Below are 16,658 nucleotides of genomic sequence, written 5' to 3' on the forward strand. Positions count from 1 at the left end.
ACCTTGCGAAACCTCGCGTTATTTCTGGCGGGCGGCCCAGGCGTCCATCCGCCGCTCCAGCACGGCCAGGGGCATGGCCCCGTCCAGCAGCAGCTCATCGTGGAAAGCCTTGAGCGAGAATTTGTTGCCTAATTGCTTTTCGTAGCGCGTGCGCAGCTCCCTGATTTTGAGCTGCCCCGTTTTGTAGGCCAGCGCCTGGCCGGGCCAGGCCATGTAGCGCTCAATTTCGGCGGTGGCCCCTTGCTCGGTAGTCGCCTCGTTAGCAAGCATGTACTGAATGGCCTGCTCGCGGGTGAGGCCCTTGGCGTGCATGCCCACGTCCACCACCAGCCGGATGGCGCGGTGCATCTCGGCGCTCAGCGCGCCCAGGTATTGATACGGGTCGGTGTACATGCCCAACTCCTTGCCCAGGCTCTCGGTGTAAAGCGCCCAGCCTTCGCTGAACGCCGAGTAAAACGCAAAGCGCTGGAATTTAGGCAAATCCGTGTTCTCCTGCTGCAACGATACCTGAAAGTGGTGGCCCGGAATGGCCTCGTGCAAAAACAGCGACTCCATGCCCGGCGTCTTAAACTTGGTAGCGTCCAGAATGGGCACGTAGAAAATGCCCGGCCGCGAGCCGTCGGCCGCGCCGCGGTTGTACTGCGCGCTGGCCGTAGCGGCCCGGAAGGCCTCCGTCTGCCGAATCTCGAAGGCCGTTTTGGGCAGGCGCCCAAACAGGCGCGGCAGCCCCGGCGCCACCCGCCCCTGAATGGCGCGGAAGCCGTTGAGCACGTCCTCGGGCGTTTTGTAAGGCCGGAATTTCGGGTCGGTACTCAGCGAAGCCAGCAGCTCGGGCAGGGTGCCCTGGTAGCCAATCTGTTGGCGCACCTGCTCCATTTCGGCCTTAATGCGGGCCACTTCCGACTGGCCGGTCTGGTAAATTTCGTCGGGCGTGCGGGTGGTGGTGGTCCAGTAGCCCACGGCGTAGGCGTACATGTCGGCCCCGCCGGGCACGTCGGCAATGCCGGTGCTGGTGCGGGCGGCGGGCAGATATTCGTCGCGCAGAAACGCGGCCAGCTTGCGGTACGTGGGCACCAGCTGCGTGCCAATGGCCTGCGCATACGCGGCCGTGAGGCGCTGCTTATCGGCCGCCGAAAACGCGGCCGGCAGCTGCTTAATGGGGCCGTAGAATACGCTCTGCGCAGGCTCGGTAGCCAGCGCTTCGAGCTGCGGTATCATCTTTTGCACCAGCACGTTGGGCAATACTACGCCGGTGCGCATGCCGTGCCGGAAGTCGGCGATGGCCGTATCGCCCCACGCCGGAAACTGCCGCACGCGGGCCAGCCAGTTATCGTAGTCCTGCGGCGTTTTAAATGGCTGCGCGCCGGTGCCCGCGCCCAACTGCGCCAGCTCGATGGGCAGGCCGCTAAACTGCGTGAACGGCATCGTCCAGGTGGGCTGCTTCAGCCCCGCCAGCCGGGTCGCCATCTCGTACTGAAACACGTCGTAGCTCGTTTGGTCGGCCGCCCCCAGCCGGCGGCGGTCAATGCGCGTCAGCTGACCCTGGTAGCGCGCATAGAGGCTGCGCTGCAGCTCCCGAAACGCCCGCGTGCCCGAATTAGGCAGCTGGTCGTTGTTGCGGTTGTCGCCCTGGCTGGTGGCTTGCAGCGGGTAGAGGCGCGCCTGCTCCTCCCAATAATTGGTGAAGAGTGCGGCCAGCGGGGCCGACAGGGCCACGGCCTTGGGCGAGTTGGCCCGCGTGGGCTGGGCCAGCGCGGGCGCGGCGGGGGCGGCGAGGCCGGCCGCCAGGCAACCCGCCAGTAAAAATTGCTTCATTGGGAAATCGCTAAAAACACAGTGGCCCAAAGCTACGCGGCGGCTACCGGTGGCGTTGTCGGCGCTTTTGGGCTCGTGCCCGTAAAGGCGCGGGCCGGGGCAGCCGGGTGGCGGCCAACATCCGCCGCGCATTCTGGTTAGCCCCTCGCCTACTATCCTTTCTACATGAACATCGGCATCGTCTGTTATCCCACTTTTGGCGGCTCCGGCGTGGTGGCCACCGAGCTGGGCAAAGCCCTGGCCCAGCGCGGCCACAAGGTCCACTTCATCACCTACAGCCAGCCGGTGCGGCTCGATTTCTTCAACGAGAACGTCTTCTACCACGAGGTGTACGTGCCCACGTATCCGCTCTTCCAGTTTCCGCCCTACGAGTCGGCCCTGGCCAGCAAAATGGTGGATATTGTGCAGAACGAAAAGCTTGACGTACTGCATGTTCACTACGCCATTCCGCACGCCTCAGCGGCCTACCTGGCCAAGCAGATTCTGCGCTCGCGGGGCATCACGGTGCCCGTAGTTACCACGCTGCACGGCACCGATATTACCCTCGTGGGCAAGGATGCCAGCTACGAGCCGGTAGTCACGTTCAGCATCAATGAGAGCGACGGCGTAACGGCCGTTTCGGCCGATTTGCGCCGCGAAACCTACGAGTATTTCCCGGTCGAGCACAAGATTGAGGTTATCCCCAACTTCATCGACCTGCACCGCTTTCGCAAGCAGGAGAAAAGCCATTTTCGAACCGCCATTGCGCCCGAGGGCGAAAAGCTGCTCATCCACACCAGCAATTTTCGCTCGGTAAAGCGGGTCGAAGACGTGCTGCGCATTTTCTGCGGCGTGCGCCAGGTTATCCCGGCCAAGCTGCTGCTGGTGGGCGACGGCCCTGACCGCTCGCGCATGGAGAAGCTGGCCCGCGACCTCGATTGCCACCGCGACATCCGCTTCCTGGGCAAGCTCGAAGCCGTGGAGGAAGTTCTGAGCGTGGGCGACCTGTTCCTGATGCCCTCTGAGAATGAGAGCTTTGGCCTCGCCGCCCTCGAAGCCATGGCCTGCGAGGTGCCCGTGGTCAGCACCAACGCCGGCGGCATTCCCGAGCTCAACGTGCACAACGTAACCGGCATGCTCAGCAACATCGGCGACGTGGAGGACATGATTAAGAACGCCCTCTACGTACTCGATGATGCCAACCTGCCCCGCTTCAAAGCCGCCGCCCACGCCCGCGCCGAGGAGTTTGCCGTCGACAACATCGTGCCGCTCTACGAGCGGTGCTACGAGCACGCCGTGCAGCTGGCCCAACAGCGCGTAGGATAAGCTTTAGCTTGCCGGCGCCAGGGCAAAATTGCCAGCGTTAGGATAACAAGTACCCTAACGCCGGCAAGCTAAAGCTTATCCTACACGCACTTACAGCAAGATATCACCTAGCTCCTGCCAGTTGTGCACCCGCCGATGACGCGTGTCGTGCGCATTATGCGGCGCATCAAATAATAGCCCCTCCCCGCGAAAATTATCGAAATTATAGGCGTTGTCGTCAATAAGATAATCAGCGTTCAGAATGCTCTTATCGCCGCAAAATACGAAGTTGCGCCACGAGATGAACGGGAAATGCTGCTCCAGCCACCGATATTTATCCAGAAAGGAATTCGGAAATTCCATCGCCGCGGTGGCCACAAAAATCTCATAGCGCTCGCTCAACGCTTGCAGAACGCGCTGGCTATCAGCAATAACGGGCAGGTCGCGAAAGAAGCCCTCGGCATTGGGATAGGCGCGCAGGGCGGGCTGGTGCTCGGGCGCTACCGCCTCGTGCGGGCTTTTACCGCGTAGCGTGTCCAGCGTTAGCTCCAGCTGAAAATCGCGGCCGTACCACTCCTGAAACCGAGAAATGGAATCGGCCATGACCTCATCCATGTCCACAGCTATGCGCTTCTTAATCATCACTCAATCAGGTAGCTGCCTCTAGAATAATTGCGCCGCCTCGCGCTTCACCACCGTCAGGGCGTGGGCGGTGGGGTCGGCGGCATCGGTCATGAGACCCTCCAGAATGCGCTTGGCCAGCTCGGTGCCGCGCAGCTGCGTGGGGTTGTTGAGGCCGTGAAAGGCGCGGTTTATCATCGTGAGCACGTCTTCCTTAGCTTGCTTCACCTGGCCCCAGGCCTCGGGCGTAATGTAGAGCTGCTGCGAATAATTGTGCTCAAACTCGCCGCGGATTTCCTGCTGCAACAGGCGGTGGTAGTCGGCCGCGTTCTGGCCGGCGCTGCTCAGGCGCACCAAAATATTGTTGGGCGAGATGCGCTCCAGCAGCAGTGTTACGCGCTCGTAGGCCTGCAGGCGCAGCGGCAGCGTGGTTTTGCTGCTATCGAGGCGCAGCTCGATGAGGCGGCGCTGCTGCTCCTTCTCCAAATACTGACGAAACAGGAAGAAGATGGCCCCCGCCACAATGAGCGCGGGCAAAATAGTTTTGAGCAGGTCGAAGAGATAAGTGGTCGTGTCCATAAATTGCGTGCTGGCTTTATTTGGCGTGAAGCTACGTTGGCTACGGATTTTGCGGCTGAAAAAGGCGGCGGCGCCCCCCGCTGGCCCACCCACCTGAACCGCCGCCGGCTCTGCCCTGTTTACAAGCGTGGGCCACCCGCTGGCCGCCGTATATTTGCCTTATCTACATTCATTCTAAACTCGAACCTGTTATGGCTACCGCCACCCAAGCTCCCCCTATCGGCCTCACTGCCCGCGCGTTAGTAGAGGTCAGGAATATCATTCAGGAGAAGAACGTCCCCGCCGACTACGGCCTGCGCATCGGGGTGCAGGGCGGCGGCTGCTCGGGCATGAGCTACCTGCTGGGCTTCGATAAAGCCAAGGACCAGGATGAGGTGTACGACCTCGACGGCGTGCAGCTTATCATGGATAAAAAGCACGCTATGTACGTGCTGGGCATGGAAGTTGACTTCCAGGACGGCCTCAACGCCCGCGGCTTCGTCTTCAACAACCCCCAGGCCAAGAGCACCTGCGGCTGCGGCTCGTCGTTCTCGGCCTAAGCCACGGCTTTATTAACTAATTATCTTATTACCAACCTTTTGCATGGACATTAAATATTTATCCGATGCCAAAGGCAACGTGACGGGGGTATTTATTGCCATCGAGGAATGGGAGCGCCTGCAAAAAGAGTATAAAATCGGCGAAGAGCTGCCGGCCGATTCCGGCAAGCAGTTGCGGCAGGAGCTAACCGGCGCCCTCCAGCGCCTCAAAAAAGACGATTCGGAAGACTAACGCTCGCCCGAAACCCATTAAAAAAGCCTGGCTAGCCGGGCTTTTTTAATGCACTCTTTTTTGCGGAGGCGGGCCTCAACTCAAGGGCGAAATCTTGAAGCCAGCCTCCTCCACGGCAGTTAACAGCTGGTCAATAAAAACCTGTCCGGAGGTGATGGTCAGTATTTTATCGGTATCTGCCGTATCGACCTGCCAGTTACCGGCCCCCACTTCCTGGTTGAGGGTCGGCGTTACGGCGCGCACGCAGTTACTGCAATTGATGGTGGTTTTGAAACGTAGGGTAGACATAAAAGCGATTTTGCTATGCAGTGGGAGGCGGCTGGTGGCCAATGGACGCAACCGGCCTCCCCGATTACAAAATTCGGGCAGATTTGCTTTCCTTTTGCCACAACATTTGGCCGGCGCAGTGCTGAATTAGGCTGTTCCCTCCTTGTTGCTTGGCCTAATACGTCTTGGTCATGTCGTCAGGCACCACGATGAGGTAGTCGGCCAGGTCTACATTTTCTTTATCAAGCGTCTGCAACTGGCTCTGGGTCACCATGCTCAGCGTGGCAACGCGCAGCTTGGGCGCGGCCTGGCGCAGGTAGGCCACAATGCCATCGTGGTGGTCGGAGTGGTATGAGCCGTTGAAGTGCAGCAGCGTTTGGCCGGGGCGCAGGCCCGTGCGGATGGCGTAGGCCATGGTAGCATCTTTCAGCGCCTGCGCCTGAATAACGTTGCGCGCACCGCCGCCGTGGGCTCCGCCGCCGCCAAACATGGCGGCCATATTTTTATAGCCCGGCAGCTCGTAATCGACTTTGAGCGGCAGCGGCATGAGGTAGGCTTTTTCGGCGGCGGGCAGCTGGTCGAGGGCCGTGAGCGAGCCGCGCGCCACTTGCTGGGCGTAGCGGCGCGGCGCATTGGTGGCAAGCACCGTTAGGTGCTGGTCGCGGGCCAGTTGCAGCAGCGGGCGGTAGTCGGTGGCGTAGTTGGGCCAGGGCCGGCTCTGGCGCTCAAAGGCCGAGTCGGGCAGCGTGCCGGCGGCGTACTGCGCCACCAGCGGCTGCACGTCGCGCTCAAACATTTCCATACCCAGCACCAGTTGGCCGGGGCCTTTCAGCTTAGCTAAGTCTTTGGTTACCTGCACTTCGAGCCAGTGGGCGATGGGGTCGTTGTGCTGCTCGCCAAAGAACACTACGTCGGCCTGGGCCATTTGGGTCAGCATCTGGTCGTAGTCGGCGGGCTGGCCCTGGGCGGTGAACAGGCGGTAGGCGGGCCGGTCGCCGGCCGGCGCAAAGGCCAGCAGCAAGGGCAGGGAAAGCAGAGATAATATACGGGCAAGCATGGGGCTAACAAAAGTCGCCTGTCATTGCGAGCCTGCGAAGCAATCGCACCAGAACGACAATACTACCACGACAACGGCGCGGACGATTATGTTCTAGGGCGATTGCTTCGCAGGCTCGCAATGACAGGCGATTCAGCGTCAATCAGGCGACGCAACTCACTAAGAATTTACCCCTTATAAAACATCCACTTCGATAACTCCTTATACGTCACCTTCTTACCATACATCAAAATACCTACGCGGTAGATGCGGGCCGCCACCCAGGTGGTACCCACGAAGCCGGCAATGAGCAGCGTGCCCGACAGTACCAGCTGCCAGGTGGGCACGCCGAAGGGTAGGCGCATGACCATGGCAATGGGCGAGGTGAGCGGAATCATGGAGAGCCAAAAGGCCAGCGGGCCGTTGGGGTCGCCGTTGATGATGACGTTGATGCTCACTACGTAGCTCAGAATGAGCGGAATAGTAACCGGAAACATGAATTGCTGCGCATCAGTCTGGTCGTCCACGGCCGAGCCGATGGCCGCAAACATGGCCGAATACAGTAGGTAGCCACCCAGGAAAAAGAACAGGAAGCCGCCGATGATGCTACCGATGGGCAGGCCATCGAGCGCGCTCCAGACGCTGAAGGGCTGGCCGGGGCGCGGGGCCACTACCGCATCCGTAACCGGCGCGGCAGCCGAAACGGCCGGCTTATCCACGGTTGCTTGCTGGTTATCAACAGTTTGGGTGGTAGTTACCGTGGCAGCGGCTACGGGCTTGTCGGCTTTCAGCAAAAGCGGCATTACCACCGTGGTAATGCCCCATGAGAGCACCAGCCACAGCGCAAACTGCGTGAGCACGACGCCGGCAATGCCCAAAATCTTGCCCATCATGAGTTGAAAGGGCTTCACCGACGAAATCATGACTTCCATGATGCGGCTCGATTTCTCTTCGCTCACGCCGCGCATCACCTGCACGCCGTAGACGAAAATGAACAGGTATACCAAAATGGACAGCACGTAGGCTATGCCCGTGGTGGTACCCACGTCGTTGCGGCGGCCGCCCTGCTGGGTGAGGTCGATGGCGGCCAGGTCTACGCGGGCCTGCATCTTGTCGATGACGGCCTGGGTGAGGCCCGAGCGCGCCATTTTCAGCTCGCCCAGGGCTTTGTTTACGGCCTTGCGGATGATTTCGCGGCGCTTGAGGGGCAGGCTGCCATTGGCCAGCACCTGCACGCCCCCGGTGCTATCGAGGGTGAAGCTGGCCGGAAAATCGAGCAGCGCGGCGGGCTTGGGCTTGGCTTTTAGGAAGGCTTGCTGCGCGGCGGCCAGCGAGCCGGGCGCGGCGGGCACAAAGGTGATGTCTTCGGTATCGGCTAGGTGTTCGGCCAGGCGCAGGCCGCTTTCGTCGTGCACGGCCACTATATCGGGCCCCGAGCCGGTGTTGAGCTTGGCAATAGCGATGCTGGCGCCGGCCAGCAGCAGCGGGGCCAGTAGTGAAATCACCAGGAAGCTCTTTTTGCGCACCCGGGTGAGGTATTCGCGCTGAATGATAAGCCAAATTTTGTCCATAGTAGTGGGTAGCCCAACGGCTTAGCTAACAGGTAGTTCCAAGAGGGTTTCGGGCATGGTTTCGCGCACGCGCCGGATAAAAATCTCGTTGATGCTGGGTATTTGCTCGCGGAAAGCATCGACCTGCACCTGCCCGATGAGGAAGCGCAGCAGGTCGTTGGGCGTAGTGCCGGCGTGCAGCTGAATGCGGGCGTAGAAGTGGTCGTTTTCGCGGGCTTTCTGCTCTATCACCTCAAAATCGGGGTGCATAACCAGCAGCTTGCCCTGGCCCTCGACCTCGTAGGTGCTGGTTTTAAACTGGTTCTTAATCTGCGACACCGGCCCATCGAGCACTTTGCGGGCGCGGTTGATGAGGGCAATATTGTCGCACAGTTCCTCCACCGATTCCATGCGGTGGGTCGAGAAAATGATGGTGGCCCCATCTTGCCGCAACTGCAATATTTCGTCCTTTATCAGATTGGCATTGATGGGGTCGAAGCCCGAAAACGGCTCGTCGAGGATGATAAGCTTGGGCTGGTGCAGCACGGTGGCAATGAATTGCACTTTTTGCTGCATGCCCTTGCTCAGGTCCTCCACGTTTTTCTGGGCCCAGGGCTTCAGCTCCAGCCGGTCGAGCCAGTGCTTGATGCGCTGCGTAGCCTCGGCGCGGGGCAGCCCGCGCAGCTGCGCCAGGTAGAGCAGCTGCTCGCCCACCTTCATTTTTTTGTAGAGGCCGCGCTCCTCCGGCAGGTAGCCAATCTGGCCGATGTGGCTGGCGTTCAGCTTTTCACCACGAAATAAAATCTCGCCCGAGTCAGCCCCCGTTATCTGGGTGATGATGCGGATGAGCGAGGTTTTGCCCGCGCCGTTAGGGCCCAGCAGGCCAAAAATGCTTTGCTCGGGCACGGCCAGGCTCACGCCGTCGAGGGCGGTGTGGGCGGCGTAGTGCTTGCGCACGTCGCGGGCTTCCAGAATGGGCCGGGAGGCAGGGTTTTGCATAGAAAGAAGGAGTAGCGTAGGGTGTAAATGTAACCGCTACTAGCGAGCGGCCCGCCGCGCAGTTACCCAAGCGGTAACTATACGGCTTCAAACGGTAGTAATCAGGGCTGAATGGCCGGGCAAGGCTCAGCTTTTCGCATCGGGCAGCGGCCCTTCGTTCAACTCGCGCAGCTGGCCTTCGAGGCGGTCGAGGTGCTGGCCATAAAGGCGTTGCAGGTACCAAGCGGTAGCTCGCGAGGCTGGCCAGTACAACACGGCCATTTCTACTACTAGGCCGCCACCTATCAGCGCTAATTTGGCCGGGGTCAGCGCGCCCAGTACTTTTAGCAGCGCCAAGGTCCCTATCATCAGCGCCGTTACCGGAATCATGGCCAGCGTGAAGCGATAGTAAAACCGAATAAGTGCCCGCAGGCCCTCCGTGATGCGCAGGAGGTGCACCCGCAGGTTACCCGCTGGGTCGTCCATGCTGCGCAGCAAGCCAAGCTTGCGATTCAGGTAGTAGATGCACACCGCCGCTACCAGCGCCAGCAACCCGCCGCACAGCCGCAGCCACAGCGCCGGGGCCAAGGCGCACATACCCAGTGAGATGATTAGCAGCGCATAGTTGATGCCCATTTCCAGGCGGGCATTGCGCCGCAGCTGCCCCACAATGCTGCCCGATTGCCGGGCCACCAGCTGCGTTAGCTCGGCGGCGCTTAGCGGCACCGAGGCTTTGGCCGGCGTGGGCCGCTGCCACTGCCGCCGCAAATCATCAAGTTCCATAAATCATTGTTTTACAGATAGTTAATTATGAACCAGTTGCCGACGCAGCTTATCCTGCACGCGGTGCATTTTTACGCGCACATTATTTTGGGTAATGCCCAGAATATCAGCCATTTCGTCATACGGCCGGTCCTCCAGGTACAGCAGCACGAATGCCTTGTCTACATCCGAAAGGCGGTCGATGGCGCGGTACAGGGCGGCCGTTTCCTCGGGCTCGTAGGCCCCGGCCTCGGTGGGCTGGGCCAGGAACCGAGCGGCCTCATCTTCCAGCCCCACGGCGGCCGGCCGGCGCGTGCGCTGCCGCAGGTTGCTGATGGCCACGTTTAGGGCAATGCGGTAGAGCCAGGTGCTAAGCTTGGCATCGGGCTGGGGTACGTAGCGCGGCCAGGCCCGCCACAATTGCAGCACTATTTCCTGAAAGAGGTCCTGCCGGTCGTCGGCGTCCTGGCAGTAGAGCCGGCACACGCGCCGCACCAACGGCTGGTAGTCGTGCAGGGCAGCCAAAAAATCGGCAGACGGGGCAGTACGCATTGCAAGGCAGAGGTTTCGGGAAGTTATTCGCCGAAGGTCGCCCCGCATTACAACCCACCCAATTTTTCAGCGCAGAAAAAACAGCGGGTTTCGCAGAAGAAACGCATAAGCACAAAAATGCCCCACTCGGCCAATAGCCAAGTGGGGCATTCGTAACACAGCCGCGCCGTCCGAATCTGCGAAATCAGCGCAATCTGTCTAAATCATCGATTATTGGAAGTACTCCTTTACCTTCTCAAAAAAGCCCTTCTCATTCTTACCAGGATGGGGAATGAAGTTATCCGAGTCGCGCAGCTTCTCCAGCAGCTCGCGCTCTTGGTTGCTCACGTTTTTGGGCGTCCACACGTTGAGGTGAATCAGCTGGTCGCCGCGGCCGTAGCCGTTGAGGTCCTTGATGCCCTTGCCGCGCAGGCGCAGAATTTTGCCGGGCTGCGTGCCGGGGTCCACCTTTATTTTAACCTTGCCCTCAATGGTGGGCACCTCCAAGCTGGCGCCCAGGGCGGCATCCACAAACGAGATGTACTGCTCAAACATGATGTTGTTGCCATCGCGCTTGAGGAATTCGTGCGGCTCCTCCTCAATCTGAATGAGCAGGTCGCCGGGCACGCCGCCGCGCTCGGGGAAGTTACCTTTGCCGCTCATGCTCAGCTGCATATCGTTGGCTACGCCGGCCGGAATGTTAATCGGAATCACTTCCTCATTCAGCTGCCGGCCGTCGCCCTTGCACACGTCGCAGGTGGTCGAAATGGTTTTGCCCTCACCGTGGCAGGTAGGGCAAGTGCTGGCGCTCACCATCTGGCCAAGCATCGTGTTTACCACGCGCTTGGTTTGGCCGCTGCCCTGGCAGGTGGCGCAGGTTTTGAGCTCGGTGCCGTTTTTGGCCCCGGTGCCGCTGCACGGTGGGCAAGCCACGTAGCGCTTCACCTTGATTTTTTTCTCAACGCCGTTGGCAATTTCCTCCAGGTCAAGCTTGAGCTTAATTCGCAGGTTGGAGCCCTTCTTTACGCGGCGGCCCTGGCCGCGCCCGCCGCCGCCAAAGAAGCCCTCGAAGCCGCCACCCCCGCCGCCATTGCCGAAGATGTCGCCGAACTGCGAGAAAATATCCTCCATATTCTGCGCGTGGCCGCCGCCGCCACCCTGCTGGTGGCCAAACCGGTCGTAGCGCGCCCGCTTGTCCCCATCACTAAGGACTTCGTAGGCCTCGGCGGCTTCCTTGAACTTGTCCTCCGCCGTGGGGTCGTCGGGGTTTTTATCGGGGTGATATTTAATAGCCATCTTGCGGTAGGCTGACTTAATGACGTCGCCCTCCGCGTTTTTGGCTATCCCTAATACTTCGTAATAATCGCGCTTTACAGTTGCCATAACTAGCTGTCATCCTGAGCTTGCGAAGGACCTTATCACGCCTGCACCGCTGTTAAATATATATTTTGACGAAAGAAGCCGTGATAAGATGCTTCCTTCGTCAGCATGACGCTTATTGACCTAATACCACCTTTGCGTGGCGGATAACCTTGTCACCCAGATAGTAGCCTTTTTCAATCTCCTCAACAATCTTGCCGCGCAAATCGTCGCTGGGCGCCGGAATTTGCGTGATGGCCTCGTGCAGCTCGGCATCAAAGTCGCCACCCTTGACTTCCATCGGGGTTAATCCCTTCTGTTGCAAGGTTTTGCTAAGTTTGTTATACGTAATATCGAGCGCGTTTTGCAGCGCGGCTGGGTCGGCGGTACCCTGCGTATGCAGCCGGGCGCGGTCAAAATCGTCGAGCACCGGTATTAAGGCCACCATAAGCTCCTGGTTGGCAGTTTTGAAGAGGTCGGTACGCTCCTTGGCGGTGCGGCGCTTGTAGTTCTCAAACTCGGCCGCCAAGCGCAAGTACTTGTCCTTGAGGTCGGCTAGCTCGGTTTCAGCGCGGCTGCTGCCGGCGCTGGCACCGGCCTCGGGCGTGGTGGCATCGGTAGCAAATTCCTGCTCGCCGGCGGTGTGCTCGGCGGTGGGGTCGGTCAGCGGCTGGTCGTCAGGATTCATAGGGTTATCGTCGGTCATTTTTTGGAAAAAATGGCGGAATCGGCTAGTGAAAGAAGTTCCCATGTGGGTAATGGGTCGGGCGCAAGGAGTTTGCCAAAGGTGGGTAGGCTGCCAAGTTGGCACAAAGGCGACTTTCAGTTACCCTGTGCACCGCACGCCGGGCAGTGCAAAACTACCCATACCATGCCTGTTGCTAGCTAGTTTTCTCCGTGCTTTAGCGGCTGCGGCACATAGCGAAATCGCTTTAGGGCGAAAGCCACCGCACCTGGTAAAAAAGCAATGCATGCGGCCAGCACATATTGTAGCAATACCTCCCCGTACGGCACCTTCGGAATGAAGAATGGCCGGAACCAAGGCAGCCAGCAAATAGTGACGAAGAGCGTAACGTAAATAGCTAGCCACCAACGCATACCAGTTTTAAAAGCCCCCGAAGGGTCTGCAATATCACGTTGTAGCTGCCGGCGTAAGAGCCACATCGGGGCCACCGCCGCCACAAATTCAATTGTTAATGAAACGATTTTCAGGTAGAAGAGCAAGTTAAAAAAGCTGCCTGATATTCCTAGTAGCAGCGTGCTGAGCAGCAGCCCTGTTACAAACAGTAGTAGCAGATTTCTCCATTGCATGCCACAAGCTACTCTTCGTGCAACGCGCCCCAAATCAGGTCTTTCAGCGGCTGAATGTTCTTGTTGGTGAGGCTGGAGATGAACAGCGTGCGTGGCAAATCGGCCGGTAACGAGGCCAGAATCTCGGCTTCCAGCTCCTCGTCCAGCATGTCGGATTTGGTGATGGCCAGCAGGCGCTTTTTGTCGAGCAGGTCAGGATTGAACTGCTCCAGCTCGCCCAGCAGTATCTTGTATTCGGCCGCAATGTCCTTGCTGTCGCAGGCTATCATAAAGAGCAGCATGGAGTTGCGCTCGATGTGGCGCAGAAAGCGTGTGCCCAGGCCCCGGCCATCGGCCGCGCCCTCGATGATGCCCGGAATGTCGGCCATCACAAACGACCGGAAGTCGCGGTAGGCCACCACGCCCAGGTTGGGCACGAGGGTAGTGAAGGCGTAATCAGCAATCTTGGGCTTGGCCGCCGACACCACCGAGAGCAGCGTGCTCTTGCCGGCGTTGGGGAAACCCACGAGGCCCACGTCGGCCAGCAGCTTCAGCTCCAGAATCACCTGCTCCTCAACGGCGGGCTCGCCAGGCTGCGCATACTGCGGGGCCTGGTTGGTGGAGGTTTTAAAGTGGTCGTTGCCCAGCCCGCCGCGCCCGCCGGGCGTGAGGATGAGGCGCTGGCCGTTCTCGGTTATTTCGAGCTTCATTTCACCGGTTTCGGCGTCGCGGGCCACGGTGCCCAGCGGCACCTGAATGACGATATCCTCGCCCTGCGCGCCAGAGCGCAGGTTGCCGCCGCCCCCTTCACCGTCCTGAGCAAAGAGGTGCTTGCGGTATTGCAGGTGCAGCAGCGTCCAGAGCTGCGAGCTGCCTTCCAGAATAATGTGGCCGCCGCGGCCGCCATCGCCGCCGTCGGGGCCACCGTTGGGCAGGCCCTTGGCCCGGAAGAAGTGATGCGAGCCAGCACCACCCTTGCCCGAGCGGCAGTTGATTTTGACGTAGTCGATGAAGTTGTTATTAGCCACGGGTTTATACGTATCGTTATTAAAAAACTGTCATCCTGAGCTTGCGAAGGACCTTCTCGCGTTAGTGGCCGCCGGGCTTATTTACCCAGTGATTCCAACCGTGATAAGGTCCTTCGCAAGCTCAGGATGACAGACGGATTACAAAAACTTAGGGCCAGCCCTACGCTTTCACCTCGCGGGTAGCGGCGGCGGGCGCTTCGGAACCAGCCGCCTGGTGCTGGTCGATGATGCTGGAAATGTGCTGAAAAATCGCATCAACCTCGCCGATACCGTTGAGGGCGTGAAACTTATGTTGCGCGGCGTAGTATCCGGCCACCTGGGCAGTTTCGGTGTTGTAAACCGTTACGCGGCGGCGAATCCTGATTTCGTCCTGGTCGTCGGGGCGGCCACTGGTCTTGCCGCGCCCTAGCAGGCGCGTCACCAGTTCCTCCTCCCCCACTTCCAGGGCAATCATGCAGGCCACGCTAGTGCCATGCTCGGCCAGCAGGCGGTCGAGGCTTTCGGCCTGGGTGGTGGTGCGCGGAAAGCCATCGAAGATGAAGCCAGCAGCCTGCCTGTTATTATGCAACGCGCTGCCAATCATACCAATAACCACTTCGTCGGGCACGAGCAGGCCTTCATCCATCAGCTTTTTGGCCGTTAGGCCCAGCGGGGTACCTTCAACAATTTGAGCGCGCAGCAGGTCGCCGGTACTCAGGTGTACGAGGTGATACTTGGCAATGAGCTTCTGGCTTTGAGTGCCTTTGCCCGCGCCGGGCGGGCCGAAGAGGACGATGTTATGCATGGGGGAATTCGGAAATGAGGCGCGGGCGCCAGGGCGGGAACTGAGAAGTAGCCTACTTAAAAAATGGGTGGCGGCAGCTTATACGGCTACGTACACATCGGGCAAGTTACGACCCAAGCCATCGTAGTCAAGGCCGTAGCCCACCACAAAATCGTTGGGAATTTCGAGCGCGATATAATTAAGGGTCAGCGGATAGCGCAGGCTGGCGGGCTTAAAAAACATGGCCGCTATCTCGATAGAGGCCGGGTTGTTGGCTTGCAGCGTGGGCAACAGGTGGTTGAGCGTGGTGCCAGTATCCACAATATCTTCTACCAGGATAATATCGCGGCCCTGCACGTCTTCGCGCAGGCCCAGAATTTCCTGCACCTGTCCGGTGCTGCCGGTGCCCTCATAGGAAGCCACCCGGATGAAGACAATCTCGCACTCGCCCGTGTAGCGCTTGAGCAGGTCGGTGGCAAACATGAAACCGCCCGTGAGCACCACCACAAACAACGGCCGGCGGCCGGCGTAGTCGGCATTGAGCCGCACGGCTAACTGGTCGATGGCCGTGGCGATTACATCGGCCGAGAGATAAGGCTTAAAAGCCTTGTTGTGGAGCGTAATAAGGGGGTGACCCATGCGGAGGGAGTGGCCTAGGCGGCCGTTTCGGGGGTGCAAAGGTAAGGGCGGCAACATTACCCCTGCGAGCCCACCCGAATTGTTGGCCGCGGACCGCTTGCAGACCACCGGGCGGCAGCGAGCGCATAGCCCGCTTTGTGTAGCGCCAAAACTGGCAGAATACAGGCCTTTCCTTGGCCACAGGTTGCATTTTGCCCCGCGCATCTCCCACCAATACTTACTTTGGACACTTGATAATCAGCCGTTTTCGAACTTCTTTACGATGCTCACTTTTAGAAAAATGCTGACGTGCGCGCTCCTGGCGGCACTGCTACTGCCCGGCGCGGCCCAGGCTCCGGCGCAGCCGACGGCTCCAAAAAAGCTGACTTTAGCGGCCGGCCAGTTTGTGCACCAGCATGGCCGCCTGCACGTGGTGGGTACCCAGCTTGTAGACCAGCGCGGCCAGCCGCTGGTGCTGCGGGGCGTTAGCCTGGGCTGGCACAGCCTGTGGCCACGCTTCTACAACGAGGCGGCCGTGCAGTGGCTGCGGCAGGATTTTGGCTGCAACGTGGTGCGGGCCGCCATGGGCATTGAGGTGGGCGAGCGCAACTATAAGCAGGACCCGGCTTTCTCAAAAGCGAAAATAAATGCCGTGGTGCGGGGCGCTATCAAGGCCGATATGTACGTGCTAATCGACTGGCACAGTCACAACATCAACTTGCCGGAAGCCAAGGAGTTCTTCGCCGAAATGTCGAAGAAATATGCCAAGTACCCCAACGTTATCTACGAGGTGTTTAACGAGCCCGACCAGGAAAGCTGGCCCGAGGTGAAGGCCTATTCGGAGGAGGTAATCAAGGTAATTCGGGCCAACGACCCCAGCAACATCATCCTGGTGGGCTGCCCGCACTGGGACCAGGATATCAACCTGCCCGCCGCCGACCCCATCAAGGGCTACAAAAACCTGATGTACACCATGCACTTCTACGCCGCCACGCACAGCAAGTGGCTGCGCGACCGCACCGACGCAGCCCTGCAAAGCGGGCTGCCGGTGTTCATATCCGAGTCGGCCGGCATGGAGGCCAGCGGCGACGGCCCGCTCAACCTCGTGGCCTGGCAGGAATATCTCGACTGGTTGGAGGCCAAGGGGTTAAGCTGGATTGTCTGGTCGGTGTCGGACAAAGACGAGACGTGCTCGATGCTGCAAAAATCGGCCAGCTCTACGGGCCCGTGGCAGGACGCTGATTTGAAGGAATCAGGGCTAAAAACGCGGGAATACGTAAAGCGTTACAACACAAATAAATAGCCTTACTACTCCATCGGTCTGGGGAAGCCAGGGCCAGTAAACGCACCAAAAAGGGGATGATACTCAACTGACTGAGCATCATTCCCTTTTTGGTAAAGCATTA

The 16,658-nt window shown here is 59.6% G+C and carries 19 protein-coding genes; 4 read left to right on the forward strand and 15 right to left on the reverse strand.

The features are described 5' to 3' along the window. Positions 1-18: 18 nt before the first annotated feature. Positions 19-1,815 carry a DUF885 domain-containing protein gene (locus QMK33_RS05095; protein WP_283563481.1) on the reverse strand — a complete coding sequence of 599 codons (1,797 nt, stop codon included), beginning with the start codon at positions 1,813-1,815 and terminating at the stop codon, positions 19-21. Between the two features lie 165 nt (positions 1,816-1,980). Here QMK33_RS05095 and bshA point away from each other — a divergent pair, with 165 nt between their 5' ends. Further along, on the forward strand, positions 1,981-3,120 hold the full coding sequence (gene bshA, locus QMK33_RS05100) for an N-acetyl-alpha-D-glucosaminyl L-malate synthase BshA (protein ID WP_283563482.1): 1,140 nt from the start codon (positions 1,981-1,983) through the stop codon (positions 3,118-3,120). A 90-nt stretch (positions 3,121-3,210) separates the two neighbouring features. On the opposite strand, the gene QMK33_RS05105 is transcribed toward bshA, so the two are convergent. Together QMK33_RS05105 and QMK33_RS05110 are read right to left on the reverse strand one after the other, a co-directional pair. Continuing rightward, the gene (locus QMK33_RS05105) at positions 3,211-3,741 is read right to left on the reverse strand and encodes a 5' nucleotidase, NT5C type (protein ID WP_283563483.1); all 531 of its coding nucleotides are present in this window, start codon (positions 3,739-3,741) and stop codon (positions 3,211-3,213) included. A 21-nt stretch (positions 3,742-3,762) separates the two neighbouring features. Beyond that, entirely contained in the window at positions 3,763-4,299 is a 537-nt protein-coding gene (locus tag QMK33_RS05110) for a DUF7935 family protein (protein WP_283563484.1), read from the reverse strand. A gap of 191 nt (positions 4,300-4,490) precedes the next feature. Between QMK33_RS05110 and QMK33_RS05115 the strand changes: the two genes are divergently transcribed. Continuing rightward, positions 4,491-4,838 (forward strand): HesB/IscA family protein, encoded by a 348-nt coding sequence (locus QMK33_RS05115; RefSeq protein WP_283563485.1) that lies wholly within the window; start codon positions 4,491-4,493, stop codon positions 4,836-4,838. A 43-nt stretch (positions 4,839-4,881) separates the two neighbouring features. Then, a complete protein-coding gene (locus QMK33_RS05120) occupies positions 4,882-5,070 on the forward strand; it encodes a hypothetical protein (RefSeq protein WP_283563486.1) in 189 nt (62 codons plus the stop codon). 75 nt (positions 5,071-5,145) lie between these two features. Here the strand turns inward: QMK33_RS05120 and QMK33_RS05125 are convergent, their stop codons facing one another. The 12 genes from QMK33_RS05125 to QMK33_RS05180 form a co-directional block, all read right to left on the reverse strand. Then, positions 5,146-5,358 carry a heavy-metal-associated domain-containing protein gene (locus QMK33_RS05125; protein ID WP_283563487.1) on the reverse strand — a complete coding sequence of 71 codons (213 nt, stop codon included), beginning with the start codon at positions 5,356-5,358 and terminating at the stop codon, positions 5,146-5,148. A gap of 154 nt (positions 5,359-5,512) precedes the next feature. Then, positions 5,513-6,394, reverse strand: a complete 882-nt coding sequence (locus QMK33_RS05130; protein WP_283563488.1) for a ChaN family lipoprotein — start codon at positions 6,392-6,394, stop codon at positions 5,513-5,515. 167 nt (positions 6,395-6,561) lie between these two features. Next, complete coding sequence (locus tag QMK33_RS05135; protein WP_283563489.1) at positions 6,562-7,944, reverse strand: ABC transporter permease; 1,383 nt, start codon at positions 7,942-7,944, stop codon at positions 6,562-6,564. 21 nt (positions 7,945-7,965) lie between these two features. Further along, entirely contained in the window at positions 7,966-8,922 is a 957-nt protein-coding gene (locus tag QMK33_RS05140; protein ID WP_283563490.1) for an ABC transporter ATP-binding protein, read from the reverse strand. A gap of 126 nt (positions 8,923-9,048) precedes the next feature. After that, entirely contained in the window at positions 9,049-9,684 is a 636-nt protein-coding gene (locus QMK33_RS05145) for a hypothetical protein (protein ID WP_283563491.1), read from the reverse strand. A 21-nt stretch (positions 9,685-9,705) separates the two neighbouring features. Beyond that, a complete protein-coding gene (locus tag QMK33_RS05150) occupies positions 9,706-10,215 on the reverse strand; it encodes an RNA polymerase sigma factor (RefSeq protein WP_283563492.1) in 510 nt (169 codons plus the stop codon). A gap of 210 nt (positions 10,216-10,425) precedes the next feature. After that, on the reverse strand, positions 10,426-11,577 hold the full coding sequence (gene dnaJ, locus QMK33_RS05155) for a molecular chaperone DnaJ (protein WP_283563493.1): 1,152 nt from the start codon (positions 11,575-11,577) through the stop codon (positions 10,426-10,428). Positions 11,578-11,689: 112 nt separating this feature from the next. Beyond that, positions 11,690-12,259 (reverse strand): nucleotide exchange factor GrpE, encoded by a 570-nt coding sequence (locus QMK33_RS05160; protein ID WP_283563494.1) that lies wholly within the window; start codon positions 12,257-12,259, stop codon positions 11,690-11,692. A gap of 179 nt (positions 12,260-12,438) precedes the next feature. Continuing rightward, entirely contained in the window at positions 12,439-12,864 is a 426-nt protein-coding gene (locus tag QMK33_RS05165; RefSeq protein WP_283563495.1) for a hypothetical protein, read from the reverse strand. 8 nt (positions 12,865-12,872) lie between these two features. Next, on the reverse strand, positions 12,873-13,871 hold the full coding sequence (gene obgE, locus QMK33_RS05170; RefSeq protein WP_283563496.1) for a GTPase ObgE: 999 nt from the start codon (positions 13,869-13,871) through the stop codon (positions 12,873-12,875). A 160-nt stretch (positions 13,872-14,031) separates the two neighbouring features. After that, on the reverse strand, positions 14,032-14,655 hold the full coding sequence (locus tag QMK33_RS05175) for an adenylate kinase (RefSeq protein ID WP_283563497.1): 624 nt from the start codon (positions 14,653-14,655) through the stop codon (positions 14,032-14,034). A gap of 78 nt (positions 14,656-14,733) precedes the next feature. Continuing rightward, a complete protein-coding gene (locus tag QMK33_RS05180) occupies positions 14,734-15,273 on the reverse strand; it encodes a phosphoribosyltransferase (RefSeq protein ID WP_283563498.1) in 540 nt (179 codons plus the stop codon). Positions 15,274-15,553: 280 nt separating this feature from the next. Between QMK33_RS05180 and QMK33_RS05185 the strand changes: the two genes are divergently transcribed. Further along, positions 15,554-16,555, forward strand: a complete 1,002-nt coding sequence (locus QMK33_RS05185; protein WP_283563499.1) for a glycoside hydrolase family 5 protein — start codon at positions 15,554-15,556, stop codon at positions 16,553-16,555. The last annotated feature ends 103 nt before the right edge of the window (positions 16,556-16,658 follow it).

Origin of the sequence: Hymenobacter sp. H14-R3, from assembly GCF_030063445.1 — a bacterium.
In the GTDB taxonomy this organism is placed as follows: Bacteria; Bacteroidota; Bacteroidia; order Cytophagales; family Hymenobacteraceae; genus Hymenobacter.